22 protein-coding genes and 1 tRNA gene are annotated in these 21,261 nt (G+C 36.8%); 14 read left to right on the plus strand and 9 right to left on the minus strand.

Translation table 11 applies throughout. The features are described 5' to 3' along the window. Nucleotides 1-43: 43 nt before the first annotated feature. From CKV70_RS04745 to CKV70_RS04770, 6 genes are all read left to right on the plus strand, one after another. Nucleotides 44-1,084 (plus strand): permease, encoded by a 1,041-nt coding sequence (locus CKV70_RS04745; protein ID WP_014600682.1) that lies wholly within the window; start codon nt 44-46, stop codon nt 1,082-1,084. 18 nt (nt 1,085-1,102) lie between these two features. Continuing rightward, a complete protein-coding gene (locus CKV70_RS04750; protein WP_003721489.1) occupies nt 1,103-1,942 on the plus strand; it encodes a TIGR03943 family putative permease subunit in 840 nt (279 codons plus the stop codon). A gap of 88 nt (nt 1,943-2,030) precedes the next feature. Further along, nucleotides 2,031-2,951 (plus strand): type I pantothenate kinase, encoded by a 921-nt coding sequence (gene coaA, locus CKV70_RS04755; protein ID WP_003721490.1) that lies wholly within the window; start codon nt 2,031-2,033, stop codon nt 2,949-2,951. Nucleotides 2,952-3,067: 116 nt separating this feature from the next. Further along, nucleotides 3,068-3,790 (plus strand): ABC transporter ATP-binding protein, encoded by a 723-nt coding sequence (locus CKV70_RS04760; RefSeq protein WP_003721491.1) that lies wholly within the window; start codon nt 3,068-3,070, stop codon nt 3,788-3,790. Beyond that, a complete protein-coding gene (locus tag CKV70_RS04765) occupies nt 3,790-4,905 on the plus strand; it encodes an ABC transporter permease (RefSeq protein WP_014600683.1) in 1,116 nt (371 codons plus the stop codon). Before CKV70_RS04760 ends, CKV70_RS04765 begins: the two co-directional genes overlap by 1 nt. Nucleotides 4,906-4,927: 22 nt before the next feature. Further along, nucleotides 4,928-5,584 carry a TetR/AcrR family transcriptional regulator gene (locus CKV70_RS04770; protein WP_003734004.1) on the plus strand — a complete coding sequence of 219 codons (657 nt, stop codon included), beginning with the start codon at nt 4,928-4,930 and terminating at the stop codon, nt 5,582-5,584. Between the two features lie 30 nt (nt 5,585-5,614). Here CKV70_RS04770 and ltaS read toward each other — a convergent pair whose 3' ends face one another. Next, on the minus strand, nt 5,615-7,576 hold the full coding sequence (gene ltaS, locus CKV70_RS04775; protein WP_003722749.1) for a lipoteichoic acid synthase LtaS: 1,962 nt from the start codon (nt 7,574-7,576) through the stop codon (nt 5,615-5,617). A 257-nt stretch (nt 7,577-7,833) separates the two neighbouring features. On the opposite strand from ltaS, the gene CKV70_RS04780 reads away from it, so the two are divergent. From CKV70_RS04780 to lplA1, 4 genes are all read left to right on the plus strand, one after another. Continuing rightward, entirely contained in the window at nt 7,834-8,457 is a 624-nt protein-coding gene (locus CKV70_RS04780) for a DNA-3-methyladenine glycosylase (protein WP_014600684.1), read from the plus strand. 108 nt (nt 8,458-8,565) lie between these two features. Beyond that, a complete protein-coding gene (locus CKV70_RS04785; protein ID WP_003722751.1) occupies nt 8,566-9,234 on the plus strand; it encodes a class A sortase in 669 nt (222 codons plus the stop codon). Between the two features lie 115 nt (nt 9,235-9,349). Then, nucleotides 9,350-10,081, plus strand: a complete 732-nt coding sequence (locus CKV70_RS04790) for an MBL fold metallo-hydrolase (protein ID WP_014600685.1) — start codon at nt 9,350-9,352, stop codon at nt 10,079-10,081. Nucleotides 10,082-10,104: 23 nt separating this feature from the next. Next, complete coding sequence (gene lplA1 / locus CKV70_RS04795) at nt 10,105-11,100, plus strand: lipoate protein ligase LplA1 (protein WP_003722753.1); 996 nt, start codon at nt 10,105-10,107, stop codon at nt 11,098-11,100. Nucleotides 11,101-11,139: 39 nt separating this feature from the next. Here the strand turns inward: lplA1 and CKV70_RS04800 are convergent, their stop codons facing one another. Both CKV70_RS04800 and CKV70_RS04805 read right to left on the minus strand, forming a co-directional pair. Continuing rightward, on the minus strand, nt 11,140-11,745 hold the full coding sequence (locus CKV70_RS04800) for a TVP38/TMEM64 family protein (protein WP_003732411.1): 606 nt from the start codon (nt 11,743-11,745) through the stop codon (nt 11,140-11,142). Nucleotides 11,746-11,869: 124 nt separating this feature from the next. Then, complete coding sequence (locus tag CKV70_RS04805) at nt 11,870-12,817, minus strand: glycosyltransferase GltA (RefSeq protein ID WP_003722755.1); 948 nt, start codon at nt 12,815-12,817, stop codon at nt 11,870-11,872. Between the two features lie 370 nt (nt 12,818-13,187). On the opposite strand from CKV70_RS04805, the gene CKV70_RS04810 reads away from it, so the two are divergent. From CKV70_RS04810 to nfsA, 4 genes are all read left to right on the plus strand, one after another. Continuing rightward, nucleotides 13,188-13,258 (plus strand) — tRNA-Gly (locus CKV70_RS04810). A 99-nt stretch (nt 13,259-13,357) separates the two neighbouring features. Beyond that, entirely contained in the window at nt 13,358-14,497 is a 1,140-nt protein-coding gene (queG, locus tag CKV70_RS04815) for a tRNA epoxyqueuosine(34) reductase QueG (protein ID WP_014600686.1), read from the plus strand. 20 nt (nt 14,498-14,517) lie between these two features. Then, a complete protein-coding gene (gene trmL, locus CKV70_RS04820) occupies nt 14,518-15,027 on the plus strand; it encodes a tRNA (uridine(34)/cytosine(34)/5-carboxymethylaminomethyluridine(34)-2'-O)-methyltransferase TrmL (protein ID WP_003722757.1) in 510 nt (169 codons plus the stop codon). A gap of 12 nt (nt 15,028-15,039) precedes the next feature. After that, on the plus strand, nt 15,040-15,780 hold the full coding sequence (gene nfsA, locus CKV70_RS04825) for an oxygen-insensitive NADPH nitroreductase (protein ID WP_012951415.1): 741 nt from the start codon (nt 15,040-15,042) through the stop codon (nt 15,778-15,780). A gap of 49 nt (nt 15,781-15,829) precedes the next feature. Here the strand turns inward: nfsA and CKV70_RS04830 are convergent, their stop codons facing one another. The 6 genes from CKV70_RS04830 to CKV70_RS04855 form a co-directional block, all read right to left on the minus strand. Beyond that, nucleotides 15,830-15,991 carry a lmo0937 family membrane protein gene (locus tag CKV70_RS04830; protein ID WP_003722759.1) on the minus strand — a complete coding sequence of 54 codons (162 nt, stop codon included), beginning with the start codon at nt 15,989-15,991 and terminating at the stop codon, nt 15,830-15,832. A gap of 87 nt (nt 15,992-16,078) precedes the next feature. Beyond that, a complete protein-coding gene (locus CKV70_RS04835; RefSeq protein WP_003732414.1) occupies nt 16,079-16,537 on the minus strand; it encodes a low molecular weight protein-tyrosine-phosphatase in 459 nt (152 codons plus the stop codon). 12 nt (nt 16,538-16,549) lie between these two features. Beyond that, nucleotides 16,550-17,296: an SMI1/KNR4 family protein gene (locus CKV70_RS04840; protein ID WP_012951417.1), complete on the minus strand. Its 747-nt coding sequence runs from the start codon at nt 17,294-17,296 to the stop codon at nt 16,550-16,552. Nucleotides 17,297-17,391: 95 nt separating this feature from the next. Continuing rightward, entirely contained in the window at nt 17,392-18,354 is a 963-nt protein-coding gene (locus CKV70_RS04845) for a hypothetical protein (protein ID WP_009926933.1), read from the minus strand. Nucleotides 18,355-18,385: 31 nt separating this feature from the next. After that, complete coding sequence (locus tag CKV70_RS04850) at nt 18,386-19,360, minus strand: hypothetical protein (protein ID WP_010989621.1); 975 nt, start codon at nt 19,358-19,360, stop codon at nt 18,386-18,388. A gap of 11 nt (nt 19,361-19,371) precedes the next feature. Beyond that, on the minus strand, nt 19,372-21,177 hold the full coding sequence (locus CKV70_RS04855; RefSeq protein WP_014930864.1) for an HSP90 family protein: 1,806 nt from the start codon (nt 21,175-21,177) through the stop codon (nt 19,372-19,374). Nucleotides 21,178-21,261 lie beyond the last annotated feature (84 nt).

Genomic DNA, 21,261 nt, shown 5'->3' on the forward strand with positions numbered 1-21,261 from the left:
GAATCAAATAGTTATTAAAAAGAGTAAAGAAAGAAGGAATCCCATGTTTAGTCATCTTCCGGATTCATTCCTACAAATGAATACCATTTTTATTTCTATTTTGATTGAGGCACTGCCGTTTGTATTAATTGGAGTATTTATTGCTGGCTTTATTCAAATGTTTATATCAGAACAATTTATTGCCCGTGTTATCCCCAAAAATAAATTTCTAGCAGTCATTGTTGGCTCGCTTATTGGTGTATTTTTCCCTTCCTGTGAATGTGGAATTGTTCCTATCGTTCGTAATTTGCTGGCGAAAGGTGTACCGCTTCATGCCGGAATCGCCTTCATGCTCACAGCGCCGATTATTAATCCTGTAGTATTATTTTCGACCTATGTTGCGTTTGGAAGCACCTGGGAAGTTCCGCTGTTACGCGTTGCCGGAAGTCTTGTAGTAGCTCTCGTTGTCGGAAATATTATCGCTTATTTTTATAAAGGAACTGGACTCAAAGAGCGCTTTTTAAAATATGAAGCAGCTAGTGAAAAAGTGGCCGTTCCAGCAACAAATCTAGCGCTAGCTGGTGGTCCTTCTGAAAGTACGACAACTAATTTCCAAGTGCTAACAAGCGACGGAGCACTTACAGAAGACACTCATAAAGGACATGCGCACCATCATCACGGCGAAGAGCACACGCATACAAAAATGACATTAAGTCAAAAAATATGGCATACCGTACAGCACGCTGTCGATGAATTCTTTTCTGTAGGTAAATACCTTGTGTTTGGGGCTTTAATTGCCGCAGCGATGCAAACGTACATTAAAACATCCACGCTCGTGTCAATTGGACATGGGCCGATTTTATCAATCTTACTTATGATGGTTCTTGCTTTTGTATTATCACTGTGCTCTGAAGCAGATGCCTTTATTGGCGCTTCTTTCCGTAGTGTTTTCTCTACACAATCCATCGTTGCATTTTTAGTGTTTGGCCCGATGCTTGATATTAAAAATTTAATGATGATGTTAGGAGCATTTAAAGCAAAATTTGTTTTATTAATTGTTACTAGTGTAACGATTGTTGTCTTTTTATACGCCCTAGTTATTTAACCGAAAGTAGGTGAGCAGATGTTTCGCGTTTTTATTTTATTTGGATTTGGTTTTTATTTGATGCAGCTACATATTTCTGGTGACATCAGTAAATATATTAATATGAAGTACGCTTATTTATCTTTTTCCGCGATGATTGCCGCATTTTTACTTGCGATTATTCAGCTCATTATGGTTTTTCGTGATGAAGATATTGGTGCAAAAACAGAACATATGGGGCATACACATGATGGCGAGAATACTATTTTAAAAAAAATCATGGTGTATGGTTTACTTTCTTACGCTTTAATCGCTGGTTTCCTTTTCCCAGTAGCAACGCTTGATTCAACGATAGTTTCTGCTAAAGGTTTTCATTTTCCGAAAAACAATGCAGCTGGCGACGACCCATACGCTCAAAATCAGTTTTTAAGACCAGACACGAGTGGCTATTTTGGAGAAACGGATTATGAAAAAATGATGGCGAAAGAAAAAGCCGAAATCATCGATCAAAATCCAATCAAAGTCAATGATAGTAATTACTTAATGACGATGGAAATTCTTTATAATTATCCAGGGGAGTTTACTGGCAAACAAATCGAGTTTACTGGTTTTGTTTATAATGATGAAGTGACCAAAGATAATAACTTATTCTTGTTCCGTTTTGGAATTATTCACTGTGTTGCCGATTCAGGTGTGTTCGGAATGCTCGTTCAAATGCCGGAAAAGACCAATTTAAAAAACGATACATGGCTTACAGTAAAAGGAACCATCACCCAAGAATATTATTCTCCGTTCAAAATGAACATCCCGTCTGTACAAGTAGAAAGCTATAAAGAAGTAGCAAAACCAAAATCAGTTTATGTCTATCGTAAATATTAAATCGCTACTTGCGGATTTATGCAGCTTGCGTTATCCTTAAATAAAGCTGTTTACGTTTTCACGAATGAATTAAAGGATGGAACATTGAATGAATGATTACAACCACTACTTTCATTTCCCACGAGAAGAATGGCGCAAGCTGGAAGTGAGTAAGGACCAAATTTTAACTGCAGAGGAACTGGAAGAAATACGTGGTTTAAATGACCGAATTTCTTTACAAGACATCTCTGAAATCTATTTACCACTAATAAAACTAATTGCGATTCAATACCATGAAGCGATTTTTATTCATGGCGAAAAAATGGAATACTTGAAGAAAAAAGAATCGCGTGCACCATTTATTATTGCATTAGCTGGAAGTGTGGCTGTTGGGAAAAGTACGACAGCACGTGTTTTCAAATTAATGCTTGATCGCTGGTTCTCCAAAACTAGACAAGTAGAGCTTGTAACGACAGACGGCTTTCTTTACCCTAACAAAGTTCTAGAAGAGCGCGGTATCATGGACAAAAAAGGCTTCCCTGAAAGCTACGACCGCGACCGTTTTGCCAAGTTTTTAACCGACTTAAAAGCAAATAAAGAAGATGTCGAAATTCCACTTTATTCGCATTTCACTTATGATGTTTTAGACGAAACTCGCGTGATTCATAATCCAGATATCGTTATTATTGAAGGAATCAATGTTCTTCAAGCTGATCAACATGAGAGCCTGTTTCCAAGTGACTTTTTTGATTTCTCGGTTTACATGGATGCCAATGAAGCGGATATTAAGAAATGGTATTTAGAGCGTTTCTTCATGCTTCGCGAAACAGCTTTCCAAGATGAAAGTTCTTATTTCCACCCATATACTAAAATTAGCAAACAAGAAGCAGAAACATTTGCACTCGGGGTTTGGGATACAATCAACGGCGTCAACTTAAAAGAAAACATTGAGAAAACAAAATATCGAGCCGACTTAGTGCTTCAAAAAGGCACAGATCATCTCATTTCAGACATTTATTTACGCAAATAACCGAATGCAAAGAGAAGGAAACTTCTTGATGCGTTCGGTTTTTTCTTTACATTGGAGAAAATCCGAGTACAATAGGAAGTGAGTAATCACTCATTTTGAGAAAGGGAGGGAAAGCAATGTCAGAAATAGCGATTAAAGTTTCTAATTTAGATGTGAAAATTGGAAAGAAACAAATCTTAACCGATATGACTCTCGAAATAGAAAAGGGCGAGATATTTGGCTTAATAGGACCATCCGGTGCGGGGAAAACAACGCTCGTTAAAACCATCATTGGGATGGAAAAAGCAACGAATGGCACAACCGAAGTGCTAGGAAAAGTAATGCCTAATTTACCCGTCATTAGTAAAATTGGATATATGGCCCAATCAGACGCACTTTATACTGATTTAACAGCCAAAGAAAACTTGGATTTTTTCGCTTCACTATATTCCATCAAAGGTGCTGCCAAGAAAGATCGAATGAATTATGCAGCTACTCTAGTTAATTTACAACAAGATTTAACCAAAAAGGTAAACAATTATTCAGGAGGAATGAAACGTAGGCTGTCTCTGGCCATTTCTGTACTTGCTGACCCAGATGTCCTAATTCTAGATGAGCCAACAGTCGGCATTGATCCAGAACTAAGAAAAACAATTTGGGAAGAGCTAGATGATCTAAAAGCGAACGGTAAATGCATCCTTGTGACGACACACGTGATGGATGAAGCCGAAAAATGCGATAGACTTGCAATGATAAGAAATGGGGAAATAATCGCTGTAGGGACCCCACAAGAGCTCTCAAGCAAAACGTCATCTGGTAAGCTAGAAGATGCCTTTTTAGAGTTTGGAGGGAAGCACTAATGCGAATACTTGCAATCGTCAAACGCATCATTAACCAATTTCGCCGCGACAAACGTACGCTTGCCCTAATGTTTCTTGCGCCACTGTTACTTATTACGCTACTCACTTATTTATTCGAAGGTGACTCAGTGAAGCCAGTTGTTGGTGTAAGCGGACTTTCTGATTCCATGGTAAAAGAACTGAAAGCAAACGATTTAACCATCAAAACCTATTCAGAAAATACCGATGTAACCGCTAAAATAAAAGATGCCAACCTTGACGCTTTTTTCAAACAAAACGGTGAAAAACTCGAAGTCACCTATGAAAATAGTGAACCAAGCTTGAGTAAAGAAATCGGATTAAAATTACAAAAAGCATTGATGACCGAGCAACAAGCACAAGCAAAGAACCAAGCAAAGGCAACAGGAGAAGCTTTAGCTAAAGCTGGAATTGATCCAAACAGTATTCCAACACTTACCGCCAGTCCGGAGAAACTTACACTCTCAACAGATTACGTATACGGCGATAAAGATACTAGCTTTTTCGACACAATTAGCCCGATTTTCATTGGCTTTTTCGTATTCTTCTTCGTATTTCTGATTGCCGGTATTTCTTTCTTGAGAGAACGAACAACAGGTACGCTTGAACGACTCATGGCAACCCCAATTAAACGTATCGAACTTGAATTAGGGTATTTAATAGGTTTTGGTATTTTTGCGTTACTACAGTCTATCTTAGTCGCAGTTTTCTCCATCCAAGTGCTTGGCATGATGCAAAACGGCTCCTTATTCTATGTATTACTAATTACATTAACACTCGGCATGGTTTCTCTAGCGCTAGGAATTTTACTTTCTACTTTTGCAAATAATGAATTTCAAATCGTTCAATTTATTCCTATCGTTATCGTGCCACAAGTGTTATTTTGTGGGATTTTCCCGCTCGATGGGATGGCAGATTGGCTCGTGTGGATTGCCCACATAATGCCGCTTTACTACGGCGCAAATGCACTAACATCCATCATGGTAAAAGGAGAAGGATTCGCTTCGTTTGCAACTGATTTCTACATTTTACTAGGATTTGTGCTCGTATTTGTTATATTAAATATTTTTGCTTTGAAAAAATACCGCAAAGTTTAAATGAAACAGGAGGAGATAAGACGTGGATGCAGAAGGAGACATTATCCGTCAAATGCTTGATTTAACGGAAAAAGAAACAAAAATGAGTGAAAAGCAGCGCCGAATTGTTGCTGCTTCCATCGAACTGTTTGCAGAAAAAGGTTATGCCGGGACTTCAACGAATGAAATTGCTAAAAAAGCAGGAGTCGCAGAAGGAACTATTTTTAGGCACTATAAAACAAAAAAAGATTTATTAATGGCTATCACGATGCCAACGCTCATCGGTGGGGTGATACCATTTTTAGCACAAAGTTTTGTCAAAGAAGTATTTGAAAGTGAGTATCCGGATTTTCAGTCATTTATTCGGGAAATCATCGTTAATCGCTTTGATTTTGCCAAAGAAAATGGTAAGGTCATCAAAATTTACTTTATGGAACTGTTTTATCATGATGAGTTAAGAATACAATTTTCAGAAATTTTTATGACACATGTCAAAGGGCAATTTGATCAAATGATTGATTATTATAAAGAGCGCGGAGAAATAGTTGATATGCCGAATAGCACGATTATGCGCGCCCTTATCACGAATATTGTCGGTTTTATGCTAACAAGGTTTGTCGTTATGCCTGATGTGGAGTGGGATGACGCAAAAGAAATTGACGATACGGTTGCATATATTATGCGAGGTTTAGGCAAATAAAAAAGAGTCCAGATATTCTGGACTCTTTTTTTATTTATCGGATGAATCAGTTGATTTTTTCTTATTGTAATTGTATTTACTTGGATCCACTTTTTTGAAACCATCAGGAGCATAGAAACGCAACAAGTCACCTTGTAGTACAGAATCTGAAAGCTCTAATTCTTTTGCTACTTTTTCTTTGGTTTCTTTCATTTCTTTTGTTTCCGTAGCAATCGGTTCCCCAGTTTGTTGATTATACATGTTACCACCAATCATTGAATAGGTAGGAGTTATATAATCACCGTTTCGGAATGGAACAAGTTGTTTATGGTCTTTAGAAAGTAAATCTGTACCAAATTGCAAGTACTCTTTATTATCAACACCAAGTAAGTGAAGTAATGTAGGAAGTAGGTCAACTTGGCCACCGTATTGTTCTTGAACGCCACCTTGAACACCGGGAACGTGAATCATTAAAGGAACACGTTGCGCTTGGGCATTTTCAAAAGTGTTGTAATCTTTACCAAGAATTTTTGTCATTGCTTCTTCATGGTTGTCGGAAATACCATAATGGTCACCGTACATGATAATGACAGAGTTATCGTAAAGACCAGATTTCTTCAAGTAATCAACAAAGCTCTTCACAGATTCGTCTAAATAACGAGCTGTTTGGAAATACGTATCTACAGATGAATCGCCTGTTGTTGCCGGAGCAATCGAAGCATCTTTCTCATCAATTGGATAAGGGAAATGGTTCGTAAGCGTAATAAATTTCGTGTAGAACGGTTGTTGTAATGACGATAGATATTCTTCGGACTCTTTAAAGAATGGTTTATCTTTAAGTCCGTAGTTAGAAACATCTGCTTCGTTCATATCATAGTAACTGGCATCAAAGAAATTGTCGTAACCGAATTGTTTATAAATTTCATCACGATTCCAGAAGCTCTTATAGTTACCATGGAATACAGCACTTGTATAGCCTTGTTGGCCTAAAATAGCAGATGCAGATTCATAGGTGTTTTGCCCTTTAGTAGTAAAGGCAGAACCTTGAGGCAGGCCGTAAAGCGAGTTCTCAAGTAACATTTCGGAGTCAGCTGTTTTCCCTTGTCCAGTTTGGTGGAAGAAGTTTGTAAAGCTTAGTGTATTTTGGTCTTTAAAGAAAGAGTTAATAAACGGCGTTACTTCTTCTCCATTTAATTTGTAATTCACTAGGAATTGTTGGAAACTCTCTAAATGAATATAAATGACGTTTTTGCCTTTTGCTTTACCGAAATATTCCGGGTTTGGCGCGGCATATTTGGATTTAGTATAGTTTAAAACTTCAGTAACATCACTACTATCAGCAAGTGCACGCTGGGTAGATGATTCAGTACTTTTCACTGCGTCGTAGATTTGGTAGTTAGTCATACCTAGATATTTAACAATATAATTTCTATCAAATGTTCTTGTTAAAAGTTGTGGACGATCAATTTCTGCAAGTCCCAAATTACCAAAGAACATTGCGATACCAAGCGTTAGAACACCAACTACTTTTCTCGCACGAATACGGGCTGTTTTGTTTGGTTTTACAAAGCGGAAAGCAAGTAGTGCAATTAAAATGATAATATCCGCGAAGTAAATAATATCGTGCCAGCTGAGTAACGCTGTGATACTACTTCCCATGTCGCCCATGTTTTGCATTTGTTTTGCGTTTAGATTCGGAAGCGTAATGAAATCACTAAAGAATCTATAATATACAATATTTGCGTAAAGAATAAAACTCATTAAAAAGTCAATGACGATAATCCAAATGAATGAACGACGTCCCTTGGCAAAGAGCGCAAGACCCATAAAGAAAATGGCCCCACTTAATGGATTAATGAACAGCAAAATTTGCTGCATCAGATTTTCTATGCCAAGTTTAAATTCAAGTTGATATGCGATATACGTTTTTAGCCAATAAAGAATGACGGCTAGAACAAAAAATCCATAATTCTTGCTTAAAAACGTTTGGATTTTTATTTTCCAATCCTTCATGAAACACCTCTCCTACACACTATTTGCTCGTTTTATTTGTTATTTTGAAATGAAAAAAAGAAGCTGTATTATGTAACAAGAAACAATTCATACAGCACCCACTTTAACATAATTCTAACACAAGATTAATAAAAGGCAAGCTATAACCTATACGTCTGAAGTAGGATTTAAGAGGAAATAGGCTGATATAACTAGTCAAAAAAGAACCATTTGGAATGGAAGTCTGCTAGAATAAAAAGAAAACATTGAGGTATGAAATGGAAGCGATGATTACGAAAGAATTTTTTGAAAGTAAGACGACAATCGAATTAGCGAGAGATATTCTGGGTATGCGTCTCGTACATCAAACGAATGAGGGACTTCTATCTGGACTAATAGTGGAAACAGAAGCGTACCTCGGGGCTACAGACATGGCGGCACATAGTTTTCAAAATTTACGAACGAAACGAACAGAAGTAATGTTTTCATCCCCAGGAACAATCTATATGTACCAAATGCATCGCCAAGTGTTGCTTAATTTTATAACCATGCCAAAAGGAATTCCAGAAGCCATTCTAATACGAGCCATCGAACCTGACGAACAAGCCAAACAACAAATGACACAAAATCGTCACGGGAAAACTAGTTATGAACTTACCAATGGCCCCGGAAAATTAACGCAAGCTTTAGGATTAAGTATGCAAGATTACGGGAAAACTCTTTTTGATAGTAACATTTGGTTAGAAGAGGCAAAATTGCCGCATTTAATAGAAGCAACTAATCGAATAGGAGTACCTAATAAAGGAATTGCAACCCATTATCCTCTTAGGTTTACTGTGAAGGGAAGCCCATATATTTCTGGGCAACGAAAAAATAGCATTCGGACTGATATTTGGAAATAACTTTACAATTTTGTCACAGGTAGGGAAAATAGTTTTATCAAGACACTGATTTTCTTTGCTTCATAAGAAGAGCTACTATATAATGAAATAGTTACAAGGAGGAATCATATGTTAAAGAAAACAATTGCAATAATAATTTTAATCATCGGGCTACTATTAATTTTTTCCCCATTCATCAAAAACGGCATTGTGAAATACATGAGTGGTCATGAAACAATCGAGCAATATAAAGCATCAGATATAAAGAAAAATAATGAAAAAGACGCTACATTTGATTTTGAAAGTGTTCAGCTACCTTCTATGACATCTGTTATTAAAGGAGCGGCAAATTACGACAAAGATGCAGTCGTTGGTTCTATCGCAGTTCCATCTGTAGACGTTAACCTATTAGTTTTCAAGGGAACAAATACAGCTAATTTGCTAGCTGGAGCAACAACTATGCGTTCTGATCAAGTAATGGGTAAAGGTAATTATCCGCTAGCAGGTCACCATATGCGTGATGAGTCTATGTTGTTTGGCCCAATAATGAAAGTGAAAAAAGGCGACAAGATTTATCTAACGGATCTTGAAAATTTATACGAATATACAGTTACTGAAACAAAAACAATTGATGAAACAGAAGTAAGCGTTATTGATAATACGAAAGATGCTAGAATAACGCTGATTACTTGTGATAAACCAACTGAAACAACGAAACGTTTTGTCGCAGTTGGTGAGCTAGAAAAAACGGAAAAGCTAACAAAAGAATTAGAGAATAAATATTTCCCTAGTAAATAATGAGGAAAAAAAGACAGCGGATTTTCTAAGCTGTCTTTTTTCTGGATAATTTCTCCTTTTATTATAAATGTTGTATCATATAAATGAGGTTTACTTTGAGAAAGGAAGTGCAGTGATGAAACTAACCGTTTTTGGACATTGGGGTGGCTACCCGGTAGCAAATGAAGGCACATCTAGTTATTTGCTGGAAGAAGCTGGATTTAAGCTGTTAATTGATGTTGGTGCAAGTGCTGTTTCTATTATGCAAAACTATATTGATCCTGATGATATTGATGCGGCAATAATTTCTCATTACCATCCAGATCATGTAGCAGACGTAGGAATTTTGCAGCACATTCGATTGCTCTCCCAAAAAAAAGAAAAACCGCCAGTCTTGCCGATATATGGACATAAAGAAGATGAACGCGGTTATTCTTATTTAGAAATGGCAAATGTAACAAAAGCAATCGAATATAAACCAGATGATAGACTTGAAATCGGACCGTTTAAAGTAACTTTCTTAAAGACGATTCATCCAGTACCTTGCTATGCTATGAGAATAGAAGCAGGCGACAAAGTTTTCGTATACACCGCAGATAGTGCTTATCAAGATAGTTTTATCCCTTTTTCAGAGGGAGCAGATTTATTAGTAACAGACACCAACTTTTTCCATGACTTAGCCGGAAAAACAAAAGTGCATATGGCTAGCACGGAAGTCGCAAAAATTGCCAGAGAAGCCAATGTGAAATCATTACTCCTCAGTCATTTACCAGAAGTTGGCGATTTAGAAGTTTTAAAACAAGAAGCAGCGGCTATTTACACCGGAGAAATTGCACTCGCATCAAAAGGATTCACGAAAACATTTTAATATAGAAGAAAAGGGGTAGGAGTATGTATTTTATAGATAATAATAATGAGAAAGATCCACGTATTAATTTAGCGGTGGAGGAATTTATTTTAACAGAATTAAATCTAGATGAGCCTGTGCTTTTATTTTATATTAATAAGCCATCGATTATCATTGGACGCAATCAAAATACGGTAGAAGAAATTGATACAGAGTATGTGGAGAAAAATGATGTCATCGTTGTGCGCAGACTTTCTGGTGGCGGCGCGGTTTATCACGATGAAGGAAACTTAAATTTCAGTTTTATCACGGAAGATGATGGAGAGTCTTTCCATAATTTTGCGAAATTCACACAACCGATTGTGGAAGCTCTGAAACGTTTAGGCGTCAATGCGGAACTAAAAGGGCGTAATGATTTATTGATTGATGGCTTCAAAGTTTCCGGTAATGCGCAATTTGCAACAAAAGGAAAAATGTTCTCGCATGGTACATTAATGTATGATTTGAACTTAGATAACGTTGCTGCATCGCTAAAACCACGTAAAGATAAAATCGAATCAAAAGGAATTAAGTCTGTTCGTAGTCGAGTAGCGAATATTTCTGATTTCATGGACCAAGAAATGACAACCGAGGAGTTTCGAGATTTACTCTTACTTTATATTTTTGGCGTGGAAAAAGTAGAAGACGTGAAAGAATACAAACTAACTGCCGCAGATTGGGAAAAAATCCACGAAATCTCTGCTAAACGTTATGGTAACTGGGACTGGAATTATGGGAAATCGCCAAAATTTGACTTAACACGTACAAAACGTTTCCCAGTTGGTGCAGTAGACGTTCGCTTGAATGTCCAAAAAGGTGTGATTACAGATATCAAGATTTTTGGTGACTTCTTCGGCGTTAAAAATGTGGCAGATATCGAGGAGAAATTAGTTAATACTACTTATAAACGTGAAGTTTTGGCTGAGGCTTTAGTAGATATAGACGTAAAAGAATACTTTGGTAATATTACTAAAGATGAATTTTTAGATTTACTTTATTAAAAAAATGGAAAGCACGCGGGATGCGTGCTTTCCATTTTTTTATTTGAGATTTTTTCCTGACATCCAGTGTTCTAATCGTTTTCCAACAAACCATAAAATAACGACAGAAACAGCTAATATAGCCAGTTTAAGCGGTTGGTGAATCAAGTCTACGAAATCATAGCCAATATAGCTAATAGCGAATACTTTTATTAATTTCCCACCTACAAGCGCTAATATAAATTGATACACTTTAATTTTAGAGAGACCTGCAACGATATTTACGGCAGAAGATGGAGTAAAAGGCATTACAAGTAAAATAAAAATCGGACTAAAACCATGTCTATCAATCCATTCCATTACTCGTTTAATTTGTTTATGACCTGAAATAAAGCGTAAAAAACGAGTCTGCCCAAATTTTCGTGCTAACAAAAATACGCATAAACTACCAGCAATGGCTGCAATAACAGAGATTAAAAAGCCAATGAGTAGTCCATATGCATTTACGTTCACTACAACGAAAACTATAAATGGTAAAAATGGTAAAAACGCTTCAATAAAAGGTAAGAGAAAAGCTAAAAGTGGACCTAGATTTCGGTACTCACTTAGCCAGTACATTAAATTATCATAAGAAAAGAAATTCATCATATCCTGCCAAAATGTCATAAGCAAGCCTCCAGTGGTCTTTAACTACATAATTTATTTTCTCACATAAAAATGATAAAGCGCTAATAAAACAGCTTGAATATAGTTAAAATCCTAGCATTTTAACCAGGATTTTAACTAAATATTATTTTTGGTCAGAAAAACCATTTTCTTCTTCTATAATATAAAGCGGACGATCTTTTACTTCATCATAAATTCGACCAATGTATTCACCAATTAATCCCAGAATGAAAAGAATTGTCCCTCCAAAAACAAGTTGTAAAATAATAATAGAAGTCCAGCCCGTTAATGTTGTATCAGTAAAGAATCGTTGGAAGAGCACTATAATTAAGTAAATAAAGCCAATAAATGCTGTTAAAACGCCAAGATAGCTTGCAAGTTTTAAGGGCCGATAAGAAAAAGAGGTGATACCATCTATAGATAATTTAATCATTTTTTTGAGTGGATATTTTGTTTCTCCAGCCGCGCGTTCATCTCGTTCATAATGAAGGGCTGTTTGTTTAAAGCCAAGCCAACTTACTTGGCCACGAACAAAGGGGTTTTTCTCATGTAAGCCAGCGAGTTCGCGACAAACTTGCGCATCCATAAGCCGGAAATCCCCTGTATCAACTGGAATATTGATATCTGTTAATTTAGTTAAAATACGATAAAAAAGAGAAGCGCTTTGTTTTTTAAAGAAAGTCTCGCCTTTTCGTTTGAGGCGCTGTGCATATACAACTTGATAGCCTTCTTTCCATTTCTCAACCATTTCAATAATTAATTCAGGAGGATCTTGTAAATCTGCATCAATTACAATAACAGCTTTACCGTGAGCATAATTGGCACCGGCAGTAATAGCAATCTGATGCCCAAAATTCCTCGAAAAATGGATTGCTTTTACACAACTATCTTCTGCGCTTAACTTTTGCAACATACTCTTCGTGAGATCTCGACTACCATCATTTACAAAAATAATTTCGTAGGGACCGTCAAGTGTTTGCATGACTTCTGTAAGCCGTTTATATGTTTTTAGTAGAACTTCTTCTTCATTAAAAACAGGGACTATACAGGAGTATTCAATACTATTTTCCATACTTCACACATCCTTAATTAAGTTGATAAAGTGTCCCGCCACTAGTACCATTTATCCGTTAGCATTAAATTCGATGTTGTATGAAGCACTAGAAGTAGTACCATCGTTATCAGAAGTAAAAACATTTTTGTAAAAGTCAACGATCGCTTTACCATTTCTTCTATCCATTTTACCACATCTGAGTCAGAAGCTTTACCATTGAGAGAAGATAAATATATTTTATATCGTGATTCTTATTTATTTGAGTAAAAAAGCTTTAAAGAAAACAAATATTTATTTTTTATAAAGAAATTCCAGAAAAAGCCTTGTCAAAACATACATAGAATGGTATTATATAAAAGTTGTTAAAACACTAAGAACTACTTACTATGCGGGTGTAGTTTAGTGGTAAAACTACAGCCTTCCAAGCTGTTGTCGTGGGTTCGATTCCCATCACCCGCTTTATATTTTTATAAATCCTGTTATCAACGCAGTGTTTCGACCTTTTTAAGCGAAGCATTGCGTTTATTTTATTGCCTGAAAATAAGGAGAGAGGGGATGATGGTAGTGAAGCAGAAAGCTGATTATGCAGCGTTAAAAGAAGAGCTCATTGCTTATGCATATGAAATTGGTATTCAAAAAATTGGTTTCACGACAGCGGACCCTTTTTTATTTTTAAAAGAACGATTATTAGAGGCGGAAGCGCTGGACCTTTTTACGGGATTTGAACATCCAGTAATTGAAGAGCGAGTTTATCCTGAACTTATCTTCAAAGAACCTCAGTCGATTATCGCCATTGCACTTGCTTATCCGTCTAAATTAAAAGAAGCACCTGTGAGTAAAAAAGGAGCTAGGCGAGGTGTGTTTGCCAGAGCTTCTTGGGGAATTGATTACCATACCGTTTTGCGAGAAAAATTAGCGCTACTCGAAACTTTTTTAATTGAGCGATTACCTGATGTACGAATGAAATCGATGGTGGATACAGGGGAATTATCGGATGTAGCTGTAGCAGAACGAGCGGGAATAGGCTGGCGGGGGAAAAATACCTTGCTAATAACGCCTGAATACGGCTCGTGGGTTTATTTAGGTGAGATGATAACCAATATTCCCTTTGAACCAGATACCCCTGCTAGCGACTTGTGTGGAAGCTGTAATCAATGTGTTAAAGCCTGTCCAACGGGTTCCTTACTAGGGGAAGGGAAAATGAATCCGAAAATATGTTTAAGTTATTTGACGCAAACAAAAGACTTTCTAGATGAAAAATATCGCGAAGTGTTGCATAATCGTTTGTATGGTTGTGATACTTGTCAGGTAGTCTGTCCGTATAATCGTGGGCATGATTTCCACTTTCATGAAGAAATGGAGCCTGATCCAGAGCTTGTTCGACCAGAATTAAAACCACTATTACACATTTCCAATCGCGCTTTTAAAGAACAGTTTGGCGATATGGCGGGTTCGTGGCGTGGGAAGAAGCCCATTCAGCGAAATGCCATCATCATTCTAGCGCGGTATAAAGATAAAACAGCTGTACCAGACTTAATCGACTGTTTGCAAAACGATCCAAGACCAGTCATCCGAGGAACTGCCGGCTGGGCGCTACGAAAAATTGGTGGAAGAGATGCCGAAGAAGCTGTCGAGCGAGCACTTCAAACCGAACAAGATGTACAAGTATTACAAGAATTAACAGTCATACCAAATTAATAGAAACCAGGTGAAAAGAAATGCCAAACCATATCGTACTATACCAACCAGAAATACCAGCGAATACCGGAAATATCTCCAGAACATGTGCCGGGACAGATACTTACTTACATTTAATCCGTCCACTTGGTTTTTCAACAGACGATAAAATGTTAAAACGTGCTGGACTTGATTACTGGGATAACGTGAAACTTTCCTATTACGATTCTCTAGATGAATTCTTCGAGAAAAATGAAGGCGGAGAATTTTATTACATTACCAAATTTGGTCGTCATGTTTATAGCGATATCGATTATAGTGATACAAACAAAGATTATTTCTTCGTTTTTGGAAAAGAAACGACTGGATTGCCAGATGCGCTTTTACAAGAGAATGAAGAAAATTGTTTGCGTATTCCAATGACTGACCATATTCGTTCATTGAATTTATCTAATACAGCAGCAATTTTAGCTTATGAAGCGTTACGTCAGCAGAATTTTGGTGCACTTTTACAAGAACCGAATTACGATCGAAAAATTTTTCAAGACTAAGGGGGAGTTAGGATGAATCAGGCGATAGATGCCATTCTGGGACATTACTCAGTGCGAAAATTTGAAGACAAGGACTTAACGGAAGAAGCGTTGACCTTACTTATCAAGAGTGCACAAGCCGCATCTACATCCAGTTTTGTTCAAGCATACTCCATCATCGGAATAACAGATAAAGATATTCGGGAACAAATCTCAGCCATTGCAGGAAATCAACCATATACAGTACAAACTGGACAACTATTTATTTTCGTTGCTGATTTAGCTCGTCATCACGCCATCTTAGAAGAACACCAAGTAGACACAGCGGCACTGGAAACTTCAGAAAAATGGCTTGTTTCCGTCATAGATGCGGCACTTGCTGCGCAAAATATGGCTATCGCGGCAGAATCATTAGGACTTGGTATTTGCTTTATTGGCGGTATTCGTAACGATGTCGAACAAATCGCCGAAATACTTGATTTACCACCATATACGATGCCGTTATTTGGTCTAACAATTGGTCATCCAGTTGCTAACAAAGAAAAAGCGAAACCGAGATTACCTCAAGATTTGGTATATCACGAAAATAGTTACCAAAAAATGAATCCAGAAACTTTAGCAGAATACGATAAACAAATAAAAACTTACTACAATGAACGAACAGCAGGTAAACGAGTAGAAGGCTGGTCCGAACAAATTGCCCGCGGACTTGGAAGACCAAGCCGTTTAGATTTAAAAGCATTTTTAGAAAAACAACATTTAAATCAAAAATAAAAGAACGGTACAGCACATTATCGTAATGCGCCGTACCGTTCTTTTTCAGTTATTTACGTTTATTTCTAGCCATTTGAATTAAGTTCCAAATAACGAGTATTAAAACGATTACTAGCAAGATATTAATTAATCCACCCGCAATATGGAAAATAATTCCAAGTAACCAAACTGCTAATAAAACAACGATTATTCCCCAAATAATTCCTAACATATATAAAAACCTCTTTCTGCACTTTTGATTGTACTCTTATATATTCCCGTGAGATCAGTCTTTAAACATATTTGGGCTAAAAACAGACTATTTTTTTGTAATATAGGTTAAAAGAGCTTTCACTCCCTCAGTTACCATGCGCTCGGTTTCATCAAAATCACCAGTATAATAAGGGTCGGGGATATCTTTATCTTCTTGACCTGAGACAAAAGACATCAGCGAACGAATGATTACATCTGGATTGTTATTAAGGGCATTTAAATCAGCTAAATTTTGCTGATCCATCCCGATAATAAAATCTGCTTCTTTAAAATCAGCATCAGAAATTTTTCGAGCACGCATTGCTTGGTAATCAACACCATGCTTTTTCAACACTTCCTGCGTCCCGCGATGTGGAGGCTTACCTAAATTCCACGTTCCAGTTGCTGCAGAATCAATCTTTATTTCATCCGTCAGCCCAGCATTAGCCACTTCTTTTCGAAATAACCCCTCAGCCATGGGGGAACGACAAATATTTCCTAAACATACAAAAACTACTTTTACCAATTGAATTCCTCCTTAGTTCCATTCTTTATATAATTCAGCCACAGTCACTTTATTTATTCCATCACACGCTTTAAGTCGGACGAAAATTTGCTCCACAAGCTCAGGTACGAGTTTTCTTCGGAAATAAAGCAATTGATTTTCAAATAAACTACAGACAACTAAATTATACGGGATTTCTTGTTTTTCAAGTAATCCTAAAAGTGTCTCTAAATACCACTTTTTATCTGGATAATCTTCTAATAGTTCCAGTAACTGTTTTGTTTTTTGCACATTGCTGGAAGCGAAAATTTGATTTAATTTTTTTATGGGAAATTGTTCCGCGAAATCGGTAGGAAAGGGACTAAAGTACAATTCCTCTATAAATGTAGCAAACGTTTCAGCAACAATAAGTGTTTGTAACGTTTCAAAATCAACATAAATAATACTGGGTTCGGACGTATTATCTATATAAGAAAAACCAAGATAACGCGATTCATCCCGGTGAAAGTAAACTTGCTTTCCTGCGAGCTCAACATCTTTTTGTTCTGGAATATCCGTTAATAATTCATCCAAACTTCCCAAATAATAGATCTCGCCAAAATCCAGCCCGTAAGAAGTAGGTTCCGAAGTCGGGAAATGATTTTTGCGAATCAAACCACCATTTTGCTTCAATAGCAATTGTTTATAGTCAGTTGGCAAAATCAAGCCAATCTCAGTTTCTTTTTCATGTATAGTTTGTTCAGTTGCGCCTTTATTTTCGTTTTCCACCCAAATCGTCATCTTCTTCAACTCCTCCCTGTATTATCCTAAAAAAAGCGATATAGCGCAAACAAAAGAACATAGCTAGGAATAATTCCTAACTATGTTCCAAAATATCACTTCAAAAGATCTTGATAATAACTATTTTCATTCCGAGCATCAAACTTCGCCGTTAAAGCTTCCGTCATTTCCACCAAATCAGCTTCTTTTTCCCGGTCGAAAAGAGGATAGGCTGCTTGTAGGAATAAGAGACGATCCATTCCGCTTTCTGCTTGAAGAACAATTTCCTTATGCACATCAAGAACTTCGCGTGCTTTTTCTGTTTGGTTTGTCTTCACTAGATATTTAAGCAAATAGCTGAGTGGTTGGATTAAGGCGATCTGTTTTTCCACAAGTGGATAACCTTTATCGAAGCATTCTTGCGCCATCTCCGCATCACCAAGTTCCAAATAAACAAGCGCCATATCTCCATAAGTATAATGAGGGACTTCGGCACAGGCTAATTTTCCATTAATAATCGGGGTAGCTGTTTCCTTGGCTTTTTCATAATCTTTAATGAAGTAATAATAACTGGCTTGAGCACATGTTTCGCAAGCACGGCAGTCATTTAAATGATCAGCTTCTGTGTTATTCCATTTAACAAAGAATTGTTTAGCTTTTTCCACTTCACCCATCCACATAGCATCAAGCGTACAAACTTTATAATAAGGGCGCAGTGAGTAATTTTGCTGCTCGAATTTCAGCTTCATATCCTCTAAAAGCCTGTTAATTTGTGTTTTTGGTATTTCATCAAATGTAGCAATCTGTTCGCTAATCCATTTATAATTCCAAAAAAGATCGAAGGTGTCTACAGAAGAATCGTCGTCTTCCCATTTTTTCACTAACCAACTAAATGCTTTCAGTTGTTTTTTAGGAAAGCCAGCCGTTAAACAAGTTTCTATCAATAATTCCCTGGCTTCAACAGCGCTTTCGACATCGTTATACATATCGGCACTTGCAATAGCTTGTTCCAATAATTTTACTTTTTCAGAAGTATCGTCCATTCCCCAAGCTTCTTCTAGTGCATTCAAATAATCCATTGTCATCCTCCAATAGCATTTTGTAAAACTTTTAGTAAGCTTCTAAACGATTTTGATAATAATTATTTTCATTACGAGCGTCAAACTTCGCCGTTAAAGCTTCCGTCATTTCCACCAAATCAGCTTCTTTTTCCCGATCAAAAAGAGGGTAGGCTGCTTGTAAGAAAATAAGACGGTCTAAACCAGCCTCGGCTTGGAGAACGATTTCCAGATTCGTATCAAGGACTTCACGCGCTTTTTCCGTTTGGTTTGTAGATACTAAATATCTAAGCAATTGGCCAAGTGGCGGAATTAAGGAAATTTGTTTTTCTACAAGCGGATAACCTTTATCAAAACATTCTTGCGCCATTTTTGCATCGCCCAAGTCTAAATAAGCAAGTGCCATATTTCCGTAGGTTAAATGAGGGACTTCAGCGCAGCGCTGTTTCCCATCAATAATTGGTTTCGCTTTTTCCTTGGCTTTTTCATAATCTTGCACAAAACAATAATAATTTACTTGATCATTTCTTTCACAAGCAGGGCAGTCATTTAAATAATCTGCTTTTGTAGTGCTCCATTTGTTATATAGTTCTTTTGCTTTTTCCACATCACCCATCCGCATTGCTGCAAGAGTACATACTTTATAGTAAGGTCGTAGCGAATAATTTTCTTGTTCGAATTTTACTTTCATATCATTTAAAAGCCCATCAATTTGAGCTTTCGAAACTTCATCAAACGTTGGAACATGTTCGCTAATCCATTTATATTTCCAAAGAAGATCTTCTGAGTCAATATAGACATCGTTATCTTCGTCTTCCCATTTGCTAATTAACCAACTAAAAGCTTGTAGCTGTTTTTTTGGAAAGCCGACAGTTAAACAAGTTTCAATTAGCATATCGCGAGCCTCAATGCCACTTTCTACATCATTATGCGCATCTGCACCAGTAATGATTCGTTCTAAAACTTTAATTTTTTCAGGTGTATCTTCCATGCCCCAAACTGTTTGTGTATCATTTAAGTAATCCATTATTTTGCCTCCTATAGCATCTCTAAGATTCGTAACATATTTTGATTCATTAATACCATTTCTTTCCGTTTAAGCGGATAATGCCCTAATAGTAAGGCTTGGATATAAAGTACATTCACAATTACGGACAATTCTTTCACTGTTTTTCCAGAAGTGAAAAGTCTTTTAATCAGCTCGTTATCCAAATTTAAATACAAGTGAGCAAGCGGTGCAGGTTCTTGTTCTTTTTGGATGCTCTCTAAAATATCACTAAAAACAGAATTCGTTTCTTCGACAGCACGTTCTAGTTCGCGTAATTCTTGTGTTGCTGTAGAGTGGATGAAAATAATCGGTAAATCTTTCGGTTCAAAATGTTTAATTAATACATCTGTATCAAATTCAGCCATCATACTATTCATTTCTGTCAAAATAGGTTGGTAAGCTTGTTCTTCATCCCCTGTCATTGGACGTAATTTATCCGTCATTTCTTCCGGCTCGATTAAAATAAATTCAGTTCCTTCCACAAAGTAACTTAACTGCGCTAAAATTGGCGAGTCGTAGGAATAACCACCATTAATAAGTGTCATGCCGCTTGATCTCGCAATATCCTTAATTTGTCTAAAATCATCGACCGAGTAAGTGTAATAGATGACGTCATTTTTAGCGATAATATCACCTAATTTTTCTTCGCCATTTAAAGTTCGAACTGGAAGATAAGGATAAATTAATTTTAAAAATGGTGCATCTTCACTCGCAAGTGCTTTAAAACCAAGATAATGTGTAGCTAATAATTTCATCAGCGCTTCTTCCGGAAGAGTTTCAATTCCTTTTTTTAAAGCAACGCCAAGCTCACTTGCAACACTAGTTAACCGCTCATTTTTATAAAATGCTTCACGGGAAGCAACGGGTTGAAGTTCATCCGTCCAAATCACGCATTTAGCAAAAAATGACCAATCTGGTAAAATATTATTTGCTTCACTGGTGACAAAAATCTTATTTAGAAATACCGTATTTTTTCGGATAGCATTCATTTGAACAGCATGTGGAATCATATAAGCAATACCAAACGTTCTTCCTGACTCATTTTCAATTAAGAAATAGTCTTGGAAATGCGTTCCAAGGATATATTCGCCGTACTGAATAATTTGTTCTCTCGAAAGTGTTGACAAGGTTTCTTTATCAGAAAACTGTTTGGTCCAACTATTAATTTCTTCCTCTAAACCATTCATTTCTACTATTATATTGCTTTCCAAAGAGGAACCATATTTTTTCAGTGTATTGATTAAATATTCGACGTCCTCACATTCAGGATGATCTTCTAAACCGGCGCGTAAACGTAAATACACTTGCGTACCTGGTTCGCGAGTGTCAGTTTCTATTTTGCGAACGGAATAAGTACCATCCGCTTTTCCGCGCCACTCGGTTGTGCCGCCATCTTTTTGAGAGGTAGAAATCATTACAATTTCATCACTCACGATAAAACAAGAAAGTAAACCAATCCCAAAACGACCAATAAAGTCATTGGAACTTTCTCCATCAAAGTTTTTTTCGCCTTTTGATGAATTAGCAATAGTAGCTAGAAAAGCGTGAACCTCATCTTCCGTTAAACCAATGCCGTTGTCTTCTACAATTAATGTTTTTTCATTATTATCTCCAGTTAGAGATGCATGGATTTTACCTTCTAAAGTTGAATCAATTTTTTTCCTAGCACGAATGGCATCGGTTGCATTTTGCAGCAATTCGCGAATATAAACATCTTTTTCGTCATAAAGGTGGTTTGAGAGAATGTCAATCATACCAGCCAAGTTCACCTGAAAGCGGTGAGAATAATTTTCCATAGCTTGGGCCCTCCTAGTTGTCTAAAACTCTTTTTTATTCTATCATAAAAGAGAAGATAAATAATGAGAAAATGGTTATAGATG

It is taken from the genome of Listeria monocytogenes (assembly GCF_900187225.1).
Classification (GTDB): domain Bacteria; phylum Bacillota; class Bacilli; order Lactobacillales; family Listeriaceae; genus Listeria; species Listeria monocytogenes.

Bases quoted from the DNA above. Each gene is read 5' to 3' on its own strand.
- nfsA (WP_012951415.1), top strand. From the start codon at position 15,040: ATGAATCAGGCGATAGATGCCATTCTGGGACATTACTCAGTGCGAAAA.
- CKV70_RS04845 (WP_009926933.1), bottom strand. From the start codon at position 18,354: ATGGATTATTTGAATGCACTAGAAGAAGCTTGGGGAATGGACGATACT.
- CKV70_RS04750 (WP_003721489.1), top strand. From the start codon at position 1,103: ATGTTTCGCGTTTTTATTTTATTTGGATTTGGTTTTTATTTGATGCAG.
- CKV70_RS04830 (WP_003722759.1), bottom strand. From the start codon at position 15,991: ATGTTAGGAATTATTTGGGGAATAATCGTTGTTTTATTAGCAGTTTGG.
- CKV70_RS04780 (WP_014600684.1), top strand. From the start codon at position 7,834: ATGGAAGCGATGATTACGAAAGAATTTTTTGAAAGTAAGACGACAATC.
- lplA1 (WP_003722753.1), top strand. From the start codon at position 10,105: ATGTATTTTATAGATAATAATAATGAGAAAGATCCACGTATTAATTTA.
- CKV70_RS04850 (WP_010989621.1), bottom strand. From the start codon at position 19,360: ATGGATTACTTAAATGATACACAAACAGTTTGGGGCATGGAAGATACA.
- CKV70_RS04790 (WP_014600685.1), top strand. From the start codon at position 9,350: ATGAAACTAACCGTTTTTGGACATTGGGGTGGCTACCCGGTAGCAAAT.
- CKV70_RS04765 (WP_014600683.1), top strand. From the start codon at position 3,790: ATGCGAATACTTGCAATCGTCAAACGCATCATTAACCAATTTCGCCGC.
- CKV70_RS04745 (WP_014600682.1), top strand. From the start codon at position 44: ATGTTTAGTCATCTTCCGGATTCATTCCTACAAATGAATACCATTTTT.
- CKV70_RS04800 (WP_003732411.1), bottom strand. From the start codon at position 11,745: ATGACATTTTGGCAGGATATGATGAATTTCTTTTCTTATGATAATTTA.
- CKV70_RS04840 (WP_012951417.1), bottom strand. From the start codon at position 17,296: ATGACGATTTGGGTGGAAAACGAAAATAAAGGCGCAACTGAACAAACT.
- CKV70_RS04855 (WP_014930864.1), bottom strand. From the start codon at position 21,177: ATGGAAAATTATTCTCACCGCTTTCAGGTGAACTTGGCTGGTATGATT.
- trmL (WP_003722757.1), top strand. From the start codon at position 14,518: ATGCCAAACCATATCGTACTATACCAACCAGAAATACCAGCGAATACC.
- coaA (WP_003721490.1), top strand. From the start codon at position 2,031: ATGAATGATTACAACCACTACTTTCATTTCCCACGAGAAGAATGGCGC.
- queG (WP_014600686.1), top strand. From the start codon at position 13,358: ATGGTAGTGAAGCAGAAAGCTGATTATGCAGCGTTAAAAGAAGAGCTC.
- CKV70_RS04760 (WP_003721491.1), top strand. From the start codon at position 3,068: ATGTCAGAAATAGCGATTAAAGTTTCTAATTTAGATGTGAAAATTGGA.
- CKV70_RS04805 (WP_003722755.1), bottom strand. From the start codon at position 12,817: ATGGAAAATAGTATTGAATACTCCTGTATAGTCCCTGTTTTTAATGAA.
- CKV70_RS04785 (WP_003722751.1), top strand. From the start codon at position 8,566: ATGTTAAAGAAAACAATTGCAATAATAATTTTAATCATCGGGCTACTA.
- ltaS (WP_003722749.1), bottom strand. From the start codon at position 7,576: ATGAAGGATTGGAAAATAAAAATCCAAACGTTTTTAAGCAAGAATTAT.